Annotated in this window: 20 protein-coding genes; 8 read left to right on the plus strand and 12 right to left on the minus strand. The window is 56.3% G+C overall.

Annotated features, from left to right (window positions below; genetic code table 11):
- Positions 1–143 precede the first annotated feature (143 nt).
- Positions 144–1,178, plus strand: coding sequence for an LLM class flavin-dependent oxidoreductase (locus ACOTX5_RS13325; RefSeq protein ID WP_017384559.1), 1,035 nt, complete (start codon positions 144–146; stop codon positions 1,176–1,178).
- Positions 1,171–2,118: a zinc-dependent alcohol dehydrogenase family protein gene (locus ACOTX5_RS13330; protein ID WP_045911682.1), complete on the plus strand. Its 948-nt coding sequence runs from the start codon at positions 1,171–1,173 to the stop codon at positions 2,116–2,118. The genes ACOTX5_RS13325 and ACOTX5_RS13330 overlap by 8 nt, the downstream gene beginning before the upstream one ends.
- On the opposite strand, the gene ACOTX5_RS13335 is transcribed toward ACOTX5_RS13330, so the two are convergent.
- Positions 2,115–3,155 (minus strand): AI-2E family transporter, encoded by a 1,041-nt coding sequence (locus ACOTX5_RS13335; protein ID WP_003857467.1) that lies wholly within the window; start codon positions 3,153–3,155, stop codon positions 2,115–2,117. The two genes, ACOTX5_RS13330 and ACOTX5_RS13335, sit on opposite strands and share 4 nt — an antisense overlap.
- A 132-nt stretch (positions 3,156–3,287) precedes the next feature.
- On the opposite strand from ACOTX5_RS13335, the gene ACOTX5_RS13340 reads away from it, so the two are divergent.
- From ACOTX5_RS13340 to mdtI, 3 genes are all read left to right on the plus strand, one after another.
- Complete coding sequence (locus ACOTX5_RS13340) at positions 3,288–3,458, plus strand: hypothetical protein (RefSeq protein ID WP_006808891.1); 171 nt, start codon at positions 3,288–3,290, stop codon at positions 3,456–3,458.
- Positions 3,459–3,575: 117 nt separating this feature from the next.
- Positions 3,576–3,938 (plus strand): multidrug/spermidine efflux SMR transporter subunit MdtJ, encoded by a 363-nt coding sequence (gene mdtJ, locus ACOTX5_RS13345; protein ID WP_015570633.1) that lies wholly within the window; start codon positions 3,576–3,578, stop codon positions 3,936–3,938.
- Positions 3,925–4,254, plus strand: coding sequence for a multidrug/spermidine efflux SMR transporter subunit MdtI (gene mdtI, locus ACOTX5_RS13350; RefSeq protein ID WP_003857463.1), 330 nt, complete (start codon positions 3,925–3,927; stop codon positions 4,252–4,254). The genes mdtJ and mdtI overlap by 14 nt, the downstream gene beginning before the upstream one ends.
- A 5-nt stretch (positions 4,255–4,259) precedes the next feature.
- Here mdtI and ACOTX5_RS13355 read toward each other — a convergent pair whose 3' ends face one another.
- From ACOTX5_RS13355 to ACOTX5_RS13375, 5 genes are all read right to left on the minus strand, one after another.
- On the minus strand, positions 4,260–5,081 hold the full coding sequence (locus ACOTX5_RS13355) for a trypsin-like serine peptidase (protein WP_045347995.1): 822 nt from the start codon (positions 5,079–5,081) through the stop codon (positions 4,260–4,262).
- Between the two features lie 102 nt (positions 5,082–5,183).
- Entirely contained in the window at positions 5,184–5,267 is an 84-nt protein-coding gene (locus ACOTX5_RS13360) for a hypothetical protein (protein WP_057979992.1), read from the minus strand.
- Positions 5,268–5,359: 92 nt separating this feature from the next.
- Positions 5,360–5,665, minus strand: a complete 306-nt coding sequence (gene asr / locus ACOTX5_RS13365) for an acid resistance repetitive basic protein Asr (RefSeq protein ID WP_003857459.1) — start codon at positions 5,663–5,665, stop codon at positions 5,360–5,362.
- Between the two features lie 149 nt (positions 5,666–5,814).
- On the minus strand, positions 5,815–7,299 hold the full coding sequence (locus ACOTX5_RS13370) for a carboxypeptidase M32 (protein WP_045911683.1): 1,485 nt from the start codon (positions 7,297–7,299) through the stop codon (positions 5,815–5,817).
- Positions 7,300–7,373: 74 nt separating this feature from the next.
- The gene (locus tag ACOTX5_RS13375; RefSeq protein ID WP_045340297.1) at positions 7,374–8,627 is read right to left on the minus strand and encodes an MFS transporter; all 1,254 of its coding nucleotides are present in this window, start codon (positions 8,625–8,627) and stop codon (positions 7,374–7,376) included.
- Between the two features lie 121 nt (positions 8,628–8,748).
- Here ACOTX5_RS13375 and ACOTX5_RS13380 point away from each other — a divergent pair, with 121 nt between their 5' ends.
- From ACOTX5_RS13380 to bioD, 3 genes are all read left to right on the plus strand, one after another.
- Entirely contained in the window at positions 8,749–9,654 is a 906-nt protein-coding gene (locus tag ACOTX5_RS13380; protein ID WP_017694088.1) for a LysR family transcriptional regulator, read from the plus strand.
- 121 nt (positions 9,655–9,775) lie between these two features.
- Complete coding sequence (gene mlc / locus ACOTX5_RS13385) at positions 9,776–10,996, plus strand: sugar metabolism global transcriptional regulator Mlc (protein WP_003857451.1); 1,221 nt, start codon at positions 9,776–9,778, stop codon at positions 10,994–10,996.
- A gap of 129 nt (positions 10,997–11,125) precedes the next feature.
- On the plus strand, positions 11,126–11,821 hold the full coding sequence (bioD, locus tag ACOTX5_RS13390) for a dethiobiotin synthase (protein WP_015570628.1): 696 nt from the start codon (positions 11,126–11,128) through the stop codon (positions 11,819–11,821).
- Here the strand turns inward: bioD and clcB are convergent.
- The 6 genes from clcB to ACOTX5_RS13420 form a co-directional block, all read right to left on the minus strand.
- The gene (gene clcB, locus ACOTX5_RS13395) at positions 11,756–13,066 is read right to left on the minus strand and encodes a voltage-gated ClC-type chloride channel ClcB (protein ID WP_023296525.1); all 1,311 of its coding nucleotides are present in this window, start codon (positions 13,064–13,066) and stop codon (positions 11,756–11,758) included. The genes bioD and clcB overlap by 66 nt on opposite strands.
- A gap of 105 nt (positions 13,067–13,171) precedes the next feature.
- Positions 13,172–14,320 carry an osmoprotectant ABC transporter ATP-binding protein OsmV gene (osmV, locus tag ACOTX5_RS13400; protein WP_003857446.1) on the minus strand — a complete coding sequence of 383 codons (1,149 nt, stop codon included), beginning with the start codon at positions 14,318–14,320 and terminating at the stop codon, positions 13,172–13,174.
- On the minus strand, positions 14,320–14,967 hold the full coding sequence (gene osmW / locus ACOTX5_RS13405; RefSeq protein WP_006808875.1) for an osmoprotectant ABC transporter permease OsmW: 648 nt from the start codon (positions 14,965–14,967) through the stop codon (positions 14,320–14,322). The genes osmV and osmW overlap by 1 nt, the downstream gene beginning before the upstream one ends.
- Positions 14,968–14,975: 8 nt before the next feature.
- On the minus strand, positions 14,976–15,875 hold the full coding sequence (gene osmX / locus ACOTX5_RS13410; protein ID WP_017384554.1) for an osmoprotectant ABC transporter substrate-binding protein OsmX: 900 nt from the start codon (positions 15,873–15,875) through the stop codon (positions 14,976–14,978).
- Positions 15,876–15,893: 18 nt separating this feature from the next.
- Entirely contained in the window at positions 15,894–16,604 is a 711-nt protein-coding gene (gene osmY, locus ACOTX5_RS13415; protein ID WP_003857442.1) for an osmoprotectant ABC transporter permease OsmY, read from the minus strand.
- A 250-nt stretch (positions 16,605–16,854) separates the two neighbouring features.
- Positions 16,855–17,604: a YoaK family protein gene (locus ACOTX5_RS13420; RefSeq protein WP_017384553.1), complete on the minus strand. Its 750-nt coding sequence runs from the start codon at positions 17,602–17,604 to the stop codon at positions 16,855–16,857.
- Positions 17,605–17,678: the final 74 nt, after the last annotated feature.

Consider the following 17,678-nt stretch of genomic DNA (forward strand, 5'->3'; position numbering starts at 1 on the left):
ATGCCTCCTCTGCGGGAAGGCAGCGTGCGATTTGCGTATTTCTGTCAGTTTATTTGAAGCATTCCGTTAAATAATCACCATTTATTCTCATCCGTTAATGCGTAGAGTAGGGATAACGCAATGCTTTATCAGGATACTCCACTATGAAAAAGATCGGATTTTTGTCGTTTGGTCACTGGACGCCGTCACCCCAGTCCGGCACGCGAACCGCGGCTGACACGCTGCTACAGTCCATCGATCTGGCGGTCGCCGCCGAAGAGCTGGGCGCGGACGGGGCTTATTTCCGTGTGCATCACTTTGCCCGCCAGCTCAGTTCGCCATTCCCCTTGCTGGCGGCAATAGGCGCGAAAACCAAACGCATTGAAATCGGGACGGGCGTGATCGACATGCGGTATGAAAATCCGCTGTATATGGCGGAAGATGCTGGCGCGGCAGATCTCATCTCCGGCGGGCGATTACAGCTTGGTATCAGCCGGGGTTCCCCGGAGCAGGTGATTGATGGCTGGCGTTATTTTGGTTACGTGCCGCAGGAAGGGGAAAACGAATCTGATATGGCGCGCCGCCACACTGAGGTACTGCTTGACGTATTACGCGGTGAAGGGTTTGCAAAGCCTAACCCACAGCCGATGTTCCCAAACCCGCCGGGATTGTTGCGTCTGGAGCCGCATTCAGAAGGCTTACGCGATCGTATCTGGTGGGGGGCTGGCTCTAATGCAACGGCAGTATGGGCGGCAACACTGGGGATGAACCTGCAAAGCTCAACGCTGAAAGATGATGAAACCGGCGAGCCGTTCCATATTCAGCAGGCAAAACAGATCCGTGCCTACCGACAGGCCTGGGCTGAGGCAGGGCATACCCGTCAGCCACGCGTTTCGGTCAGCCGCAGTATTTTTGCCCTGATGGACGATCGCGACCGGATGTATTTCGGCTCAAGCCGCAATGAGAGCGACAGCGTGGGCTATCTGGATGAGAAAACGCGGGCCATTTTCGGACGCAGCTATGCCGCAGAGCCAGACAAGCTGATTGAACAGTTGAAAAAGGATGAAGCGATCGCGGAAGCGGATACGCTGTTACTTACCGTGCCGAATCAGCTGGGCGTGGAATACAACGCACATGTGATCGAGTCCATCCTGAAACATGTCGCACCGGAAATGGGATGGCGCGATCGCAATGCGTAATCTGGCCCTCTGGTATCGCCGGTTTGGTGAGCCTGAATCGGTACTGCAAGCGGAAACCACGCCATTGACGCCGCGACAGCCGGGAGAGATACGTGTGCGCATGCTTTTTTCCCCGGTGAACGCCTCCGATCTCATCCCCATCACCGGAGCATATCGCCATCGCACGCCGCTGCCTGCGATAGCCGGTTATGAAGGGGTCGGAATAGTGACCGAAACGCCCGCTGCTTATCCGGCGCTGTTGGGCAAGCGGGTCCTGCCGTTACGGGGGCAGGGAACCTGGCAGCGCTATGTCGACTGCCCGGCGGCGTATGCGGTTCCCGTCCCGGACGACGTCGACTCGCTTCTTGCCGCGCGGGCGTATATCAACCCGCTTGCCGCACAGATGATGCTGGACCGCTATCCTCCGGTCGGGAAAACGGTGCTGCTCACCGCTGCCGGTTCTGACTGCGCCGTTCTGCTCGGACAATGGGCACGCCAGGCGGGTGCAGAGGCGGTTTACGGGATCCATCGCTCGCCCGTGCACGCTCAACGTCTGGCTGAAATGGGGATCGTCCCGATTGCGCAACATGATACGGCCGCCGTCAATGCTGCCGCCGCGCAAGCGGAGGTGGTGTACGACGCCACGGGCGGCAGTCTGGCGGAGACGATCCTGAGCGTGATGCCTGAAACCGGCACCTTTGTCTGCTACGGGCTACTCTCCGGGCAGATCTTCCGGCAGCAGCGGCCGTTGCCGCGCGTGGCGTGGTTTCACATTCGTAACTATCTGGACGCGCTGAACGCTGAGGCGTGGCAGGCGGAGTTTCGGCGCATCTGGCCTAAACTGCGCGCCAGCCAGTGCAGCGATGTCACCCTCTACCCGCTGTCGGAATGGCAGCGGGCAGCAGGCAACTATCGCGAAGCGGGAAGAACGGGCAAGCCCATGCTGTCGATGGACAATTAGTCGGCCTTATGGCTCATGTCGCTCAGCAGTACAGCGATACTTTGTCCACCGGCAGTCTGCTCCAGGCCAATTTTGACAATAATTGTCAGTGGAACTGAGAGCAGCATGCCGACAGGCCCGAGCAGCCAGCCCCAGAAAATCAGGGACAGGAACACAACAAGGGTTGAAAGCCCCAGCCCGCGTCCCATGATCCGTGGTTCGAGAATGTTCCCGAAGACAAGGTTAATCACCAGATAGCCTGCCAGCAGAATCAGGGCATCATACAAACCGCTGAAAACCAGCACCTGAAGGATAGGGGGGATCGCCGCCAGCACGGAGCCGATGTTAGGAATATAGTTGAGCGCAAAGGCCAGCAGCCCCCAGACAAAGGCAAAACGCACATCCAGCGCGGCGAGCATCCCCCAGACCACTAATCCCGTCACCAGGCTGATGGCCGTTTTCAGCACCAGATAGCGTGAAACGCTGTCGAGCGCGCGCTGAATGGCGCCCATTCCCTCTACCGGACGCACCATGATGTGCTGGAGCTTTGCAGGCAGCTGTGGAACTTCCAGCAGCATAAACACAACCGTCAGGAACAGCAGGAAAATCGAGGTCATGGCGTTGGAGAGTTGTGCCAGCAGGCTGGTGACAATCGTCATGGCGGCATTCGGATCGATGTATTTAAGCAGTTCCTCAACCGAGACTTCGATACCCGCGCGTTGCAGCCAGGGTTCAATTTGCAGCAGCGGGGTCGCCAGGGAAGAGCGGTATGTCGGTAGCGTCCGCGCCAGCTCGTTCAGGGAGGTGCCCAGATAGGCGACTAACAGCACCATCGCAACGATAATAATACTGATAAGCAGGCTTATCGCCAGCACACGCGGGATGCGCAGCCGCACCATTCGCTGCACCAGTGGATTGAGGATCACCGCGATAAAAAGCGCCAGGATAAAAGGCACGATGATATCGGCCGCAAAACGAACGCCGGTCAGAATGATCACCAGCATGCCCAGCATGATGACGATCTTAAGCCCGTTGAGGGTGATAATAGGTTTGGCCATGGACGTTCCTGAACAGTTTTTTATTTATAATAGAGGGGAAAGCGGATTAAAAAAACTAACCAAAATCAAACAGACTGGGTAAAGAAATGAAAAGGCTTTGAGTAAATTCCTGGCTTATGATACAAATCAGGCGTGTTCAACTACCGAGGACAATTTTCATCCGCAAAGACGAGAAGCAACACCGCGGATAATTGTAATTTTATGGACAATTTGTTCAGGACGTATTTTTCAAACAACTCTGCTCTGTTTTCTACCTCCCTCTGCCTGCTTTCTGGTGAGCAACACTGGCGTTCCGCGCTATAGTCACGTCTTCTGCCTGAGCTGGCGCTATGCGCTTAGCTAACTGATTTAATTCCCAATTTTTTGGTTTGCTGTCCGCAGCGAGCCTCGATGGATTATATTCTCAAGCAGGAGAAAAACATGTTTTACTGGATTTTATTAGCTCTGGCGATCGTCGCTGAAATTACCGGCACCTTGTCGATGAAATGGGCAAGCGTGAGTGATGGCAGCACCGGTTTTATTTTGATGCTGGTCATGATTACGCTTTCCTATATTTTCCTCTCTTTTGCGGTTAAAAAAATCGCGCTGGGCGTGGCATACGCATTGTGGGAAGGTATTGGTATTTTATTGATTACGCTGTTTAGCGTCATGTTATTTGATGAAACCCTGACGACAATGAAAATTGCCGGGCTGACGACCCTGGTCGCAGGTATCGTGCTGATTAAATCGGGTACACGCAAACCGGCAAAACAGCAGAAGGAGCAGACCCATGCAGCAGTTTGAATGGATCCACGCGGCCTGGCTGGCTTTCGCCATCGTTCTGGAAATTATTGCCAACGTCTTTCTGAAGTTCTCCGACGGTTTTCGTCGTAAAGCCTACGGCCTGTTATCGATTGCCGCGGTTCTGGGGGCGTTTAGCGCCCTGTCACAGGCGGTGAAAGGCATCGATCTGTCCGTAGCCTATGCGCTGTGGGGGGGCTTCGGTATTGCCGCCACCCTGGCGGCAGGCTGGATTATGTTCGGGCAGCGTTTAAACAATAAAGGCTGGATAGGGCTGGTATTACTGCTCGCCGGCATGATCATGATTAAACTGGCCTGAGTGACCTACTGCTGCGCCAGGGCTTCCAGCCGGTCGCGAAAACCGGTCACCGACAACGCCCGGTTATCTGCGCGCCAGCGGTCTTTCGCCGCTGGCGCAGAACTCTGAACGCCAATCAGCTGCCAGCCGTTATCGGTTTTTAACATCAGGGGCGATCCGCTATCACCCGGTAGCGTATCGCACTGATGCGACAGTACGCTGTTTTGCGCCCAGCCCGTCACCACGCAGTCCGTATGGGTGTACAGCGAATCGAGGTGATCAACAGGATAACCTGATTGCGTCACTTTTCGATCGGCGGCTTTCAGGGCTGCGGTGAGCGCGGCCTTATCGCCATCAAAGAGCGGCAGCGGGGTGATCCCGGACGGCGGATAACGTAAAACGATCAGCCCGAAATCCCAGGGGGCCGCCCCGGGCGGCACAATCCAGCCATCGCCATCCGGTTTCAGGCGTTTGCCAAGCGACGGATCCACTCGCCCCTCAATACCGTGAATTTCGTAGCGCCATATTCCTTTTTGCGACACAAAGCGCAGGGCGATCGCTTTATCCGGTTTGCCTTCAGGCGGCATTAACAGGCAATGACCCGCCGTCAGCGCAAGGCGTGGCGTAATGAGGGTTGCGGTACATAAATTGCCGCTGGCGGTTTCCAGTTGCCCGATGGCATCCCAGGGCGATTCGGTAGGATCGGTGACACGCGTACGATCGTCATGACCAAAAAACAGCGTCTTTACCTCTTTGGCGCTAATGGCGTCATCGTCGCCATCATCCGCATGTGAAAAGCCAGCAAAAAGGCTAAACGTTCCCAGTAACAACACAACAGATTTACGCATATCACACTCTGGTGGGGGTAATTATGATTATTAAAAGTGAACCCTATGAAAATACTATAGACGCGACGGCGAGAAAGTGGGAGTAAAATCAGCGTGCTACATTCAGGAAAGATAAAAGTGGCTGGCGATGAGCGCGCATAAAATTAGCAGGATAAGAATGAACTCAAACCGATAGCGCCGCAGCATACGCCCTCCGGATAAAAAAACGGCGCTGACCGCAAACCCGTTCAGCGCCGGTTTACCAACGTGCCCCGAAGGGCACGGTTAAGCTTGTACTCTTACGCTGCTGGCTGTGCAGCAGGTTTAGCCGCTTCGTGTTTTGCCGCTTTTTTGTGATGTTTTTTAGCCGCCTGGGCTTTCTGCTCTACCGCAGGTTTTGCCGCTTTTTTATGGTGCTTTTTCGCGGCCTGCGCTTTCTGTTCTGCCGCTGGTTTAGCCGCTTTGTGATGTTTTTTATGGTGAACCGTTTTGGCCGGAGCAGCGGTGGATGCCGCAGGCGCTGCGGTGGCGGTAGTTTCAGCCGCGAATGCAGCGGAAGACAGACCCATAGCAGCGGCAACAACCAGAGCTAATACTTTTTTCATTTTCATACCCTCGAATTTGGTTTCTCATTTAACCCCACTGCGGGGCCGTTGAAATAACTATATCCCTGTAAATTCGGGGTTTCCGTGAGTGATTGGTATCGGCGTGTAACCATATGTACAACGCCAGGGTGGACCCCCGGCGCGTTCGGTTACAGGTAGCGGGACGTCAGGTGTTCGCGGAAGTAGCGGATATTCAGATCTTCACCCGTGGCCTGGGTGATGAGCTGCGACGTGCTGAAACGGCTGCCGTGCTGCCAGATATTCTGACGCAGCCAGTCAAACAGTGCTGAGAAATCGCCCCCGGCAATGGATGTCTGCAACCCGGGCAGCGCAGTTTTGGCGGCATGGAACAGCTGTGCCGCATACATTGCCCCCAGCGTGTAAGACGGGAAGTAGCCAAAACCGCCGTCGGTCCAGTGGATATCCTGCATACAGCCGTTGCGGTAGTTATCTTTGGTGGATAACCCAAGCCAGGCCTGCATTTTCTCATCCCATAACGCGGGAATATCATCGACTTCAATTTCGCCATTGATTAGCGCGCGCTCGATCTCATAGCGCAGCACCACATGCGCCGGATAGCTCACTTCATCCGCATCAACGCGGATGTAGCCCGGCTTCACGCGCTGGTTCCAGGCAATAAAATTCTCTTCGCTGAATGCCGCCTGGCTACCGAAACGGGCATGAACCGCCGGAAGCAGATGCTTCAGGAAAGCGTCGCTGCGGCCCAGCTGCATTTCAAAGAACAAGCTCTGGGATTCATGGATCGCCGTAGAGCGCGCCAGCGCAACGGGCTGGCCGGCCCACGCTCGCGGAAGGTTTTGCTCGTAGCGGGCATGTCCGGTTTCGTGGATCACGCCGAAAAGCGCGCTGAGCAGTTCATCTTCATCGTAACGCGTGGTGATACGCACATCTTCCGGCACGCCGCCGCAGAACGGGTGGGCGCTAACGTCCAGACGACCGCCGTTAAAATCGAAGCCAAGCATTTTCATCGCTTCCAGGCCCAGCTCGCGCTGCGTGGCGGTCGGGAAGGGACCCTGTGGCGGAACGAACGATCGTTGAGCCTGTTTTTCCACAACCTTTGCCAGCAGCTCCGGCAGCCAGGACTTCAGATCGCCGAACAGCACATCCAGGCGAGCGCTGGTCATGTCGGGTTCAAAGATATCCAGCAGCGCGTCGTAAGGCGTGCAGCCTTTAGCCTCAGCGCGCAGGCGGGCCTCTTCACGACTGAGTTTCACCACCTCTTTCAGGTTGGCTGAAAAGCCCTGCCAGTCGTTGGCCGGACGCTGAGTGCGCCACGCGTGTTCACACCTGCTGCCCGCCAGCGATTTGGCCTCCACCAGCGATTCCGGCAGTAAAGTGGCCTGCTGGTAGTGGCGTGTCATTTCGCGCAGGTTGGCTTGCTCAACGTCATTCAGATCTTCGTCTGCCGCCGCCGCCAGCCATTCACCCACTTTTTTATCGGTCAGGATCTGATGTTGCAGGACGCTCATCTCCGCCAGCGCTTCACCGCGCGCGGCGCTGCCGCCTGGCGGCATCATGGTGAACATGTCCCAGCTGGCGATGGAGGAGAGGTGCGAGAAGCGGGAGAGGCGCTGGAAGGTGCGGGTGAGTTGTTGATAGTTATTGTTTTTCATGAAGTCCTCGTGTCTGAATCAGCCGATGACAAAAATTAGCATCGGCTCGATTTAAACACGAAGAGGGCTGAATGTTAATGCAGTCGTTTATGCAGGCTCGCGCCCACCAGCAATGCCGCGCACAACATCAGCGCGATAAATCCGCCCACGCCGTTCCAGCCGTAGTTATGCCAGAACACCCCGCCGAGCGTACCGGCTATGCTGGAACCGAGATAGTAACTGAACAGATACAGTGACGAAGCCTGACCTTTGGCGCGGCGCGCGCGTGGGCCAATCCAGCTGCTGGCAACGGAATGCGCGGCAAAGAAGCCCGCAGAGAAGAGCAGCATTCCGGCAAAAATCAGCCACAGGGAAGAGATAAGCGTCATCAGCAGTCCGAACAGCATCACGGCGGTGGAAACCAGCATCACCGGACCACGACCGAAGCGCGCGGTCATGGCGCCCGCTTTTGGCGAACTCCATGTCCCGGTGAGATATGCCACAGAGAGCAAACCCACCAATGCCTGACTAAGATGCCACGGTGAAAGCATCAGACGATAGCCGATGTAATTAAACAGCGTCACGAACGAGCCCATCAGCAGGAAACCGGTCAGGAACAAACGGGGCAGCCCTTGATCGCGCCAGTGCAGACGAAAGTTGATAAATAACGTTTTCGGACGCAGGGAGGTCGGGCGGAAATGGCGCGATTCCGGCAGGATTTTCCAGAACATCAGCGCCGAAGCGAGGGCGAAGCAGCCGATAACGGCCAGCGCAATGCGCCAGTTAAAGAAATCAGTAAACACACCGCTGAGCAGGCGTCCGCTCATCCCGCCGATAGAGTTCCCGCTAATGTACAGCCCCATGGAGAAGGCCACGAAGCTCGGGTGGATCTCCTCGCTGAGATAGGTCATCCCGACCGCCGCCACGCCGCTGAGGGATAACCCAATCAGCGCGCGCATGACCAGAATGCCGTGCCAGCTGGTCATCATGGTGGACAGCAAGGTACACACGGAGGCCAGCATTAACGCCGTTACCATGACCTGCTTACGTCCGATGGCATCCGAAAGTGGCCCGGTGAACAGCAGACCGATCGCCAGCATCCCGGTTGAAATGGAGAGCGAAATACTGCTGCTGGCTGGCGACACGCCAAATTCATGCGACAGGACCGGCAGGATCGGCTGAACGCAGTAGAGCAGGGCAAAAGTGGCGAGACCCGCTGAGAAGAGCGCCAGCGTGACGCGCATAAACTGGGGGGTACCACGTTTAATAAACTGAACCGGCTGCGGTGCTGCGGGTAAATCATCGATGTCGCTGGCCGGCGCGATATCAACGGTCGTTGTACGGCTCACACATAATCCTTGCTTAAACATCCCCGTGGTTTCTGGTGACGGGTATGACCACAAGATTAGGGTAGGAAAATGTAAATATTCTGTCTAATATATTAATAATCTCAAATGATACTTTAAAAATATGAATATCGAGCTGCGCCATCTGCGCTATTTTGTCGCCGTCGCCGAAGAGCTGCATTTTGGTCGTGCGGCGGCAAGGCTGAATATCTCTCAGCCACCGCTAAGCCAGCAGATCCAGATCCTGGAGCAGCAGGTCGGGGCGCGTCTGCTGGCGCGAACCAACCGCAGCGTGAGCCTGACGGCGGCGGGAAAACAGTTTCTCGCCGATAGCCGGCAGATCCTGAGTATGGTGGAGGACGCCGCCGCCAGAGCGGAACGGCTTTATCTTGGGGAGACGGGGGAGCTGCGCATCGGGTTTACCTCATCGGCCCCCTTTATCAGCGCTGTTTCACAAACGCTATCCTCGTTTCGCCGTAACTTTCCGGATGTGCATATTCAGACGCGCGAAATAAATACCCGGGAGCAGATATCGCCGCTTAACGAAGGATCGCTCGACCTGGGGCTGATGCGTAACACGCAGTTGCCTGATACCCTGGCGTGGCAGGTGATCCTCCGCGAACCGCTGATGGCGATGATCCCCCGGGATCATCCGCTCGCCGCGCAGCACAGCGTCACGCTGGCTGAACTGGCGAAAGAGCCGTTTGTCTTTTTTGACCCACAGGTGGGTACCGGGTTGTATGACGATATTCTTGGTCTGATGCGGCGATATGGCCTTGTCCCGACTATCGCGCAGGAGGTGGGGGAAGCCATGACGATCATTGGTCTCGTTGCCGCAGGGCTTGGCGTATCGATTCTCCCGGCCTCATTTAAACGGGTACAACTGGCGGAAATGCGCTGGGTGAAGATAGCCGAGCAGGATGCAGTCTCAGAGATGTGGCTGGTGTGGTCTAAACATCATGAACAGAGCCATGCGGCACAGCGTTTCAAAGAACAATTAATTACCGCTTCTCGCGGGCATTATTTATAGGGAAAAGTGGGCGAAAATGTGCAGTAAATCACATGGCTAAGTAAAAATTTGACGTCAGCCATTGAAGTGCTTCACCATAGCCCTCAGTTTATTTCGAAGCTCGAAAATAAGGGAGTACGAGGTGGTTGCTGATAGTCAGCCAGGGCATATCGATCAGATCAAGCAGACCAACGCGGGTGCCGTTTATCGCCTGATTGATCAGCTTGGTCCGGTTTCGCGTATCGATCTTTCGCGCCTGGCACAACTGGCACCCGCCAGTATTACCAAGATTGTCCGCGAAATGCTGGAAGCCCATCTGGTTCAGGAAACAGAAATTCAGGAGCCGGGCAGCCGTGGCCGTCCGGCGGTAGGGCTGGTGGTGGAAACGGAAGCCTGGCACTACCTGTCGCTGCGGATTAGCCGCGGGGAAATCTTCCTCGCGCTGCGCGACCTCAGCAGCAAGCTGGTGGTGGAGGACCGGCTGGAACTCCCGCTTAATGCAGAGCAACCACTTCTCGATGCCATTCTGACCCACATCGACCAGTTCTTTATTCGTCACCAGCAGCGTCTTGAACGTTTAACGGCGATTGCGATCACCCTGCCGGGAATTATTGATACCGAAAATGGCATTGTTCACCGCATGCCGTTTTATGAAAACGTCAAAGAGATGCCGCTGGGCGACGTGCTGGAAAACCACACCGGTGTGCCGGTCTACATTCAGCATGATATCAGCGCCTGGACGATGGCGGAGGCATTGTTTGGTGCCTCCCGGGGCGCGCGCGACGTAATTCAGGTGGTGATTGATCATAACGTTGGCGCAGGTGTGATCACCGACGGGCGTCTGTTGCATGCTGGCAGCAGTAGCCTGGTGGAGATCGGCCATACGCAGGTCGATCCGTACGGAAAACGCTGCTACTGCGGTAACCATGGCTGTCTGGAGACGATTGCCAGCGTCGAAAGCGTGCTGGAGCTGGCGCAGGTGCGGCTCAGCCAATCGATGAGCTCCACGCTGCACGGTCAACCGTTAAGCGTCGAGGCACTGTGCGCTGCGGCAAGGCAGGGCGATCTGCTGGCGAAGGACATTATTACCGGCGTGGGCAATAATGTCGGGCGCATTCTGGCCATTATGGTGAACCTGTTTAACCCGCAAAAAATACTGATCGGCTCCCCGCTCAGTCAGGCGGCGGATATCCTCTTTCCGGCGATTTCCGCCTGCATCAATCAGCAGGCGCTTCCCGCGTACAGTAAAAACATCGTGGTCGAGAGTACGCAATTTTCCAACCAGGGTACGATGGCCGGCGCCGCGCTGGTAAAAGATGCGATGTACAACGGCTCGTTACTGATTCGTTTGCTACAGGGCTAACTCTTTTCCAGAGATGTACGAAAAATTGCGCTATCTCAAGCCCGGTAGCGCACGCATCCCGTAGACTTTCCCCACTGAATTATTTACCTGGTTTATATTTTGAAGCATACCCAAGAGGTGGAATGAGTCATGCTTAAGCGTTTCTTTATTACTGGTACGGATACGTCTGTCGGGAAGACAGTCGTATCCCGCGCGTTACTTCAGGCCCTGGCGGCAAGCGGTAAACGCGTTGCAGGATACAAGCCGGTTGCAAAAGGCAGTAAAGAGACGCCAGAAGGGCTGCGCAATAAGGATGCCCTGGTTCTGCAAAGCGTCTCGTCTCTGGAACTGCCTTATGATGCCGTTAATCCTATCGCCTTAAGCGAAGAGGAAAGCAGCGTCGCTCACAGTGGGCTTATCAACTACAGCCTGCTTTCTGATGGCCTGGCAAATCTGAGTGAAAAGGTTGACCACGTTGTCGTTGAAGGGACCGGCGGCTGGCGCAGCCTGATGAACGATTTACGTCCCCTTTCCGAATGGGTGGTGCAGGAGCAGTTGCCGGTGATTATGGTCGTGGGCATTCAGGAAGGGTGCATCAACCATGCCTTGCTGACGGCGCAGGCTATCGCTAATGACGGCCTGCCGCTGATTGGTTGGGTGGCGAACCGTATTAACCCGGGCCTTGCGCACTACGCTGAAATCATCGATGTGCTGAGCAAAAAGCTGCCTGGCCCGCTGGTGGGCGAACTGCCTTATCTACCCCGCGCCGAGCAGCGCGAATTAGCGCACTACATCGATCTCTCGGCTTTCGGCGGTATGCTGGCCGTAGATCGAGTCGTGGCGTAGCGTTCTCGACAATACCGACGCCACAACACAGGCAACCAGCAAACCGGGAAGTAAAAAATACTGCCCGGTCATCTCACATACCATCAAGGCCGACATGATTGGCGCATGCGTTGTGGCGGCGAGCAGCGTCGCCATACCCGCCAGCCCGAGCAGGATCGCCGTCTCAGAGCCAGGAAACCACAGCGCAAAGATCTGCGCAAACAGCATTCCCGTTGCCATACCGACAAACAAGGTTGGCGTGAACACGCCTCCCGGCGCGCCGGACCCGCTGCTTGCCAGCACCGCCAGCAGTTTGCAAATAAAGACGCCAGCAATCACCGACAGCAGCGGCGGCGACTGCAAAAACGCCTGAACCACGCTATAGCCATTCCCCCATACCTTCGGCGTCAGCAGCGACAGCAGCCCGACGATCAGACCACCCAGCGCCAGCTGCCACGGCGGTGAAAGTTTGAGACGCAGAAACAGCCTGTGGCTGGCCGCCATCAGCCACATCAGCAGCGGGCCGCAAACGCCAGCCAGCAGACCCACGCCAACGATCAGGAAATAATCCACCGCCGTAAGCATCTCGCTGAGATGGACATCATATAGCGTATTCGCGCCGGGACTTAACAGGCGCGTGGTCAGCAGGGCCACTACAGCAGCAATCACCACCGGGCCGAGGGAGGCCAGCATCAGCGTGCCAAACAGGATCTCTGCGATAAACAGGCTGCCCGCCAGCGGCGCATGATAGGCGCTGGCCATCCCGGCGGCGGCACCGCAGGCGATCCACAGTTTCCATTCGGATTTCGGCGTACAACGTTGTGCAAAAAAGGAGGCGGCGAGGGCGGCGAGCAGGATCATGGCGCCTTCACGGCCGATGGCGCTGCCGCTGGCGACCACCAGCAACGACGCGAGGGATTTCACCAGGCTGGCGCCGTAATCAAACTGGCCGTCACCCGTCTCAAGCGCTTCCATATAATCGGTGGGGGCGTGGGGACGTTGTGCCGTCATGCGCTGCCATCCCCACAGTAGCATTCCCGCGGCCAGACCACCCAGCGCAGGCGTCAGCGCCCGCCGCCAGGGTGATAACGCGGCTGCGGCGTTCACCAGACTTCCGCTTTCGTTGCTGAGAAATAGCCACTCCAGCAGATACATGCTGTGGCGGAACACCGCAACGGCCAGCGCCGCCAGCACGCCGGTGACGGTAGCAATCAGGAGACGACGAAACATCGCGCGGATGTCGGGGTAAGCGTGAAGACGTTGCATGAAGTCGTGATTTAACGGGGACGATACAATATTGTGGCGGTAAATCGGGAGGTTAGCAAAAGGTATGCGTGCGGAAAAAGGCCGGGCAGTACCCGGCCTGAATGCTTAACTCTCGCTATGAATATTCAACGCCCGGCGCGTACGCCCTGAGCTCAAATACTCCGCAATATAATCCTGGGATATTTCGCCGTTATAGCGTCCGTCCTCGTCCACAATCGGCATCCAGCTGGTGTTGCTCTCATACAGGCGAGAAAGCACCACGCGCAGGTTATCCTCGGCCTTACCGGTCATGCGGAACGGATGCAGAATATCCCCGCAGCTGCCGCTGGCGTTACGCGCTTCGCGGCGCTTCACAAAGCCGAGCGGTTTGCCGTGCTCATCAACCACGGTAATGGCGCGAATATCGTTGTCATCCATGGTGGCGAAGGCCTCCGGCAGCGGCGTCGATTCGCGTACCGTAATGGTAGGCTGCTGGTCGGTGACGTCGCCCGCCGATACCAGCAGCAGGCGTTTCAACGTCCGGTCCTGGCCAACAAACGAGCCAACAAACTCATTCGCGGGTTTCGCCAGCAGCTCGTCCGGGCTGGCGCACTGCACGATACGTCCCTGACGGAAGACGGCAATACGGTCGCCCAGCTTCAGCGCTTCGTCAATATCGTGGCTCACCAGCATCACGGTCTTTTTCAGCTTGCGCTGCATCTCCAGGAACTGGTTCTGGATCACCTCACGGTTAATCGGGTCGACCGCGCCGAACGGTTCATCCATCAGCAGGACCGGAGGATCCGCTGCCAGCGCGCGGATGACGCCGATACGCTGCTGCTGACCGCCGGACATTTCGCGCGGATAGCGGTGAAGGAATTTATGCGGATCCATTGCCACCATATCCATCAGCTCCTCGGCACGGGATTTACAGCGCGCTTTGTCCCAGCCCAGCATGCGCGGCACGACGGTAATGTTCTCTTCGATGGTCATGTTCGGGAACAGGCCAATTTGCTGGATCACGTAGCCAATGTTGCGACGCAGGGTCACAGTGTCCATTCCGCTGGTGTCTTCGCCGTTAATCAGGATCGTCCCGCTGCTTGGCGTAATGAGACGGTTGATCATCTTCAGGGTAGTGGTTTTCCCGCAGCCGGACGGGCCGAGCAGCACGCACATTTCCCCTTCAGGCACGTTCAGGTTGACGTTGTCGACGGCCTTAAACGTCTGGCCGTGTTTCTGTGAAAATTGTTTGGTGAGGTTTTCCAGTTTTATCATTATCGAATCCCCTTCGGAGTCAGTACCACCTGCAAACGGTGCAGCAACCAGTCGAGCACAATCGCTAAAAGACAAATCATCAGTGCGCCCGCAATCAACATACGAATATCACTCCCGCCAATACCGTTAAGCAGCAGAAGGCCCAGCCCGCCCGCACCGATCACGGCGGCAATCGCCATGACGCCGATGTTCATCACCACGGCGGTGCGGATGCCGCCAAAAATCACCGGCAACGCCATCGGGATTTCCACCCAGCGCAGACGCTGCCAGAAGGTCATGCCGATGCCGCGTCCCGCTTCACGCAAGCCCGGCGGCAGGCTGTCGAGTGCCGTGTGGGTGTTACGCACAATCGGCAGCAGCGAATAGAGGAACACCGCCGTAATCGCGGGCAGGGCGCCAATGCCCTGACCGATCAGCGAAAAGAGCGGGATCATCAGGCCGAAAAGCGCAATTGACGGGATGGTGAGCACAATGGTGGCAATCCCCAGCACCGGCGTTGCCAGCCATTTATGGCGGACAATTAAAATGCCCAGCGGCACGCCAATAATAATCGCCAGGCCCACGGCGAGCGCCACCAGCCACAGGTGTTGCAGCGTCAGGGTTAAGAGATAGTCCCAGTTGTCGAGAATATAGTGAATCGTCTCCATAGCGCCTCCTACAGCAACTGTTTGCTACGCAGGAAATCACGGGCGACCTGCTGCGGTGACTGATGGTCGATATCCACCTTCTTATTCAGTTCGGTGATAACGTCGTTATTGAGCTGGGCTGAAAGGGTGTTCAGCGCCTCCTCCAGCCCCGGATTAGCCTCCAGCGTGTCTTTTCGAACAACTGGCGTCACGGCGTAACTCGGGAAGAAGCCTCTATCATCTTCCAGCACTTTAAGATCGAAGCCCTTTACGCGCCCGTCGGTGGTGTAGATCAGCCCCGCATCGACAAACCCGTCGCGCACCGCGTTATAGACCAGGCCCGGATCCATCTGGCGGATCTGCGGGCGGTCCAGCTCCATGTTGTAGGCTGCCTGCAACGGTTTCATCCCGTCGCTGCGCCCGGCAAATTCCAGGTCAAGGCCCAGCAGCCAGTTGTTATCCGGATCGGTTTTACGGATCTGCTCAATCTTTGCCACCATCTCAGACATGGTATTGATATGTTCAGCCTCGGCGCGCTTGCGCTGCATGGCAAAGGCATAGGTATTGTTCATATCGGCAGGTTTAAGCCACACCAGACCGTGCTTCGCATCGAGGCGTTTCACCGTCTCGTACGATTCCTGCGGCGACATGCGTTTGTTGATGTGGTTGAAGATGATCAGCGAGGTGCCGGTATACTCCCAGGTCATATCAATCTGCTTGTTGATCATCGCGTTACGGGAAATCACCGTTGCAATATTGGTCTGAGGCTGTACCTGAAACCCTTTCTTTTGCAGATACTGCACGGTCATGGCCGAGAGAATGTGCTGCTCGGTAAAGCTCTTGGTGGCCAGGATCAGCGGCGCGGCGAGCGCCTGGCTGGTGAAGAGCGCGGCGGCGCATAGCGCCGTCAGCCCGGAAAACAGTCTCATAGAAGCTCCTTGTTATAATTATCGCGCGAGATGCGGGCTCAGTAATCGGCCCAGTGCCGCCAGCAGCGTATCCAGAATCAGGGCGAACAGGGCGGTGGCCGCCGCGCCCAGGATCAGCGTCGGAAAATCATTCAGATAGATCCCCGGGAAAATCAGCTCGCCGTAGCTGCTGGCGCCAATCAGGAATGCCAGCGGTGCGGTACCGACGTTAATCGCAGTGGCAATGCGAATACCAGAAAGCATCACCGGCCACGCGTTAGGGATCTCAACCTGACGCAGGCGCTGCCATTTGGTCATGCCGATACCGTTTGCCGCTTCCAGCAACGACGCGGGAACAGAGCACAGCCCGGCATAGGTGTTACGCACAATCGGCAGCAGAGAGGCCAGAAAGAGGGCGATAATGGCCGGTTTATCACCGATGCCAATCACCACCATCGCCAGCGCCAGAACGGCCAGCGGCGGCAGGGTGTTGCCCACGTTAAAGATTTGCATCACATATTCGGCGATACCACGTGCGGCCGGACGGCTCAGCAGAATACCGCTTGGAATGCCCACCAGCAGGGCAAAGAACATGGATGAAAAGACCAGAATCAGGTGCTGTTGCCCGAGGTAAATCAGGTCAACCTGGCGCGCCTTAATCGTTTCCAGTCCTATTCCCCAGGTGAGGAGAGCGAGAACCACGATAATCGCGCCGACAAAAAGCAGCGAACGTTTAAGTAATGGGTGCATTGCGGTGTGTCTCCCTGTGCGCATGCGTTATAGCAACCACCGGTTGCCTGTTGTTATGCCATGTTTCGGCAGGGGTACTTCACCTATAGCAAGCGAAACGGAAGGGTTCCAGCGAAGGGGGTAAATCAGTAACCCTATGAAATTAGTGACAACCTGAGTGAAGCCTTATGGCATAAGGGCTGTCAGTGGGCAGGCAGAATAGTCTTAAAGAAGCACGCCTTACGTGACAACGTCACATAAGGCGTGCTGATTATACCTGTCGACTGAGCGCGGCGCGCACCTTGCGTACGCGCCACGAAATGCGGACGATAGAGAAGGCGGCGACGATTACCAGCAACAGGCCCAGCGCCAGCATCGCGTGGAATCCAAACTCTCTGAACAGGATCAGCCCCGCGATCCCGCCGCTGATAAAGGAGAAAAGGGTAGTTAAATGGGTTTTGAGCTGACTCTTTTGCGCGGCCGTATCTTTGGAGTAATCCCGGCGCAGCATGGCGACCATAACGGAGGCCAGCGAAATGCCCGCATCGGTCAGCGTGCCGGTGATGTGCGTGGATCTCACCCGACCGCCGGATAGTTGAGTGGAGGTGGAATTATGAATTCCCATCAACCCGCACAGGAAAATAATAATCTCCTGATTCGTGGCGAAGGAGTGAAAATACATTTCGTACAGGGATACCCCGGCCAGTAATAGCCCTTCAACAAACAGAACCTGGCTGAATACCAGCCTGACGTTATGGATAATCCCCCAGATAACAATAATCCGCGCAGCGATGGCACCTGAGACAAACGAAAGAATAATGGCACCAAAGAAAAGAATATCGCTGAGATCGGTGGAGGAAACTTCGCTGGATAGCTGCGAGGTATTGCCCGTCATATGCGAGGGAAAAAAACCGAACGCGCCCAGCGCAATGGCATTCAGCAGTCCCGCGGAGGTCGCCAGCCAGAGGGCAAGACGACGATCCTCCTGATGCGTTCGTTCTTTCTTTAATTTAATCAGCAAAGAATACCTCCGGTTTGAGCTTTGCCTGAACGCTCAAGCTAACAAAGCGATGTCGCTGGCTGACCAGGATATTG

This window comes from Enterobacter cloacae complex sp. IR5441 (assembly GCF_049238215.1).
GTDB classification, from domain to species: domain Bacteria; phylum Pseudomonadota; class Gammaproteobacteria; order Enterobacterales; family Enterobacteriaceae; genus Enterobacter; species Enterobacter hormaechei_C.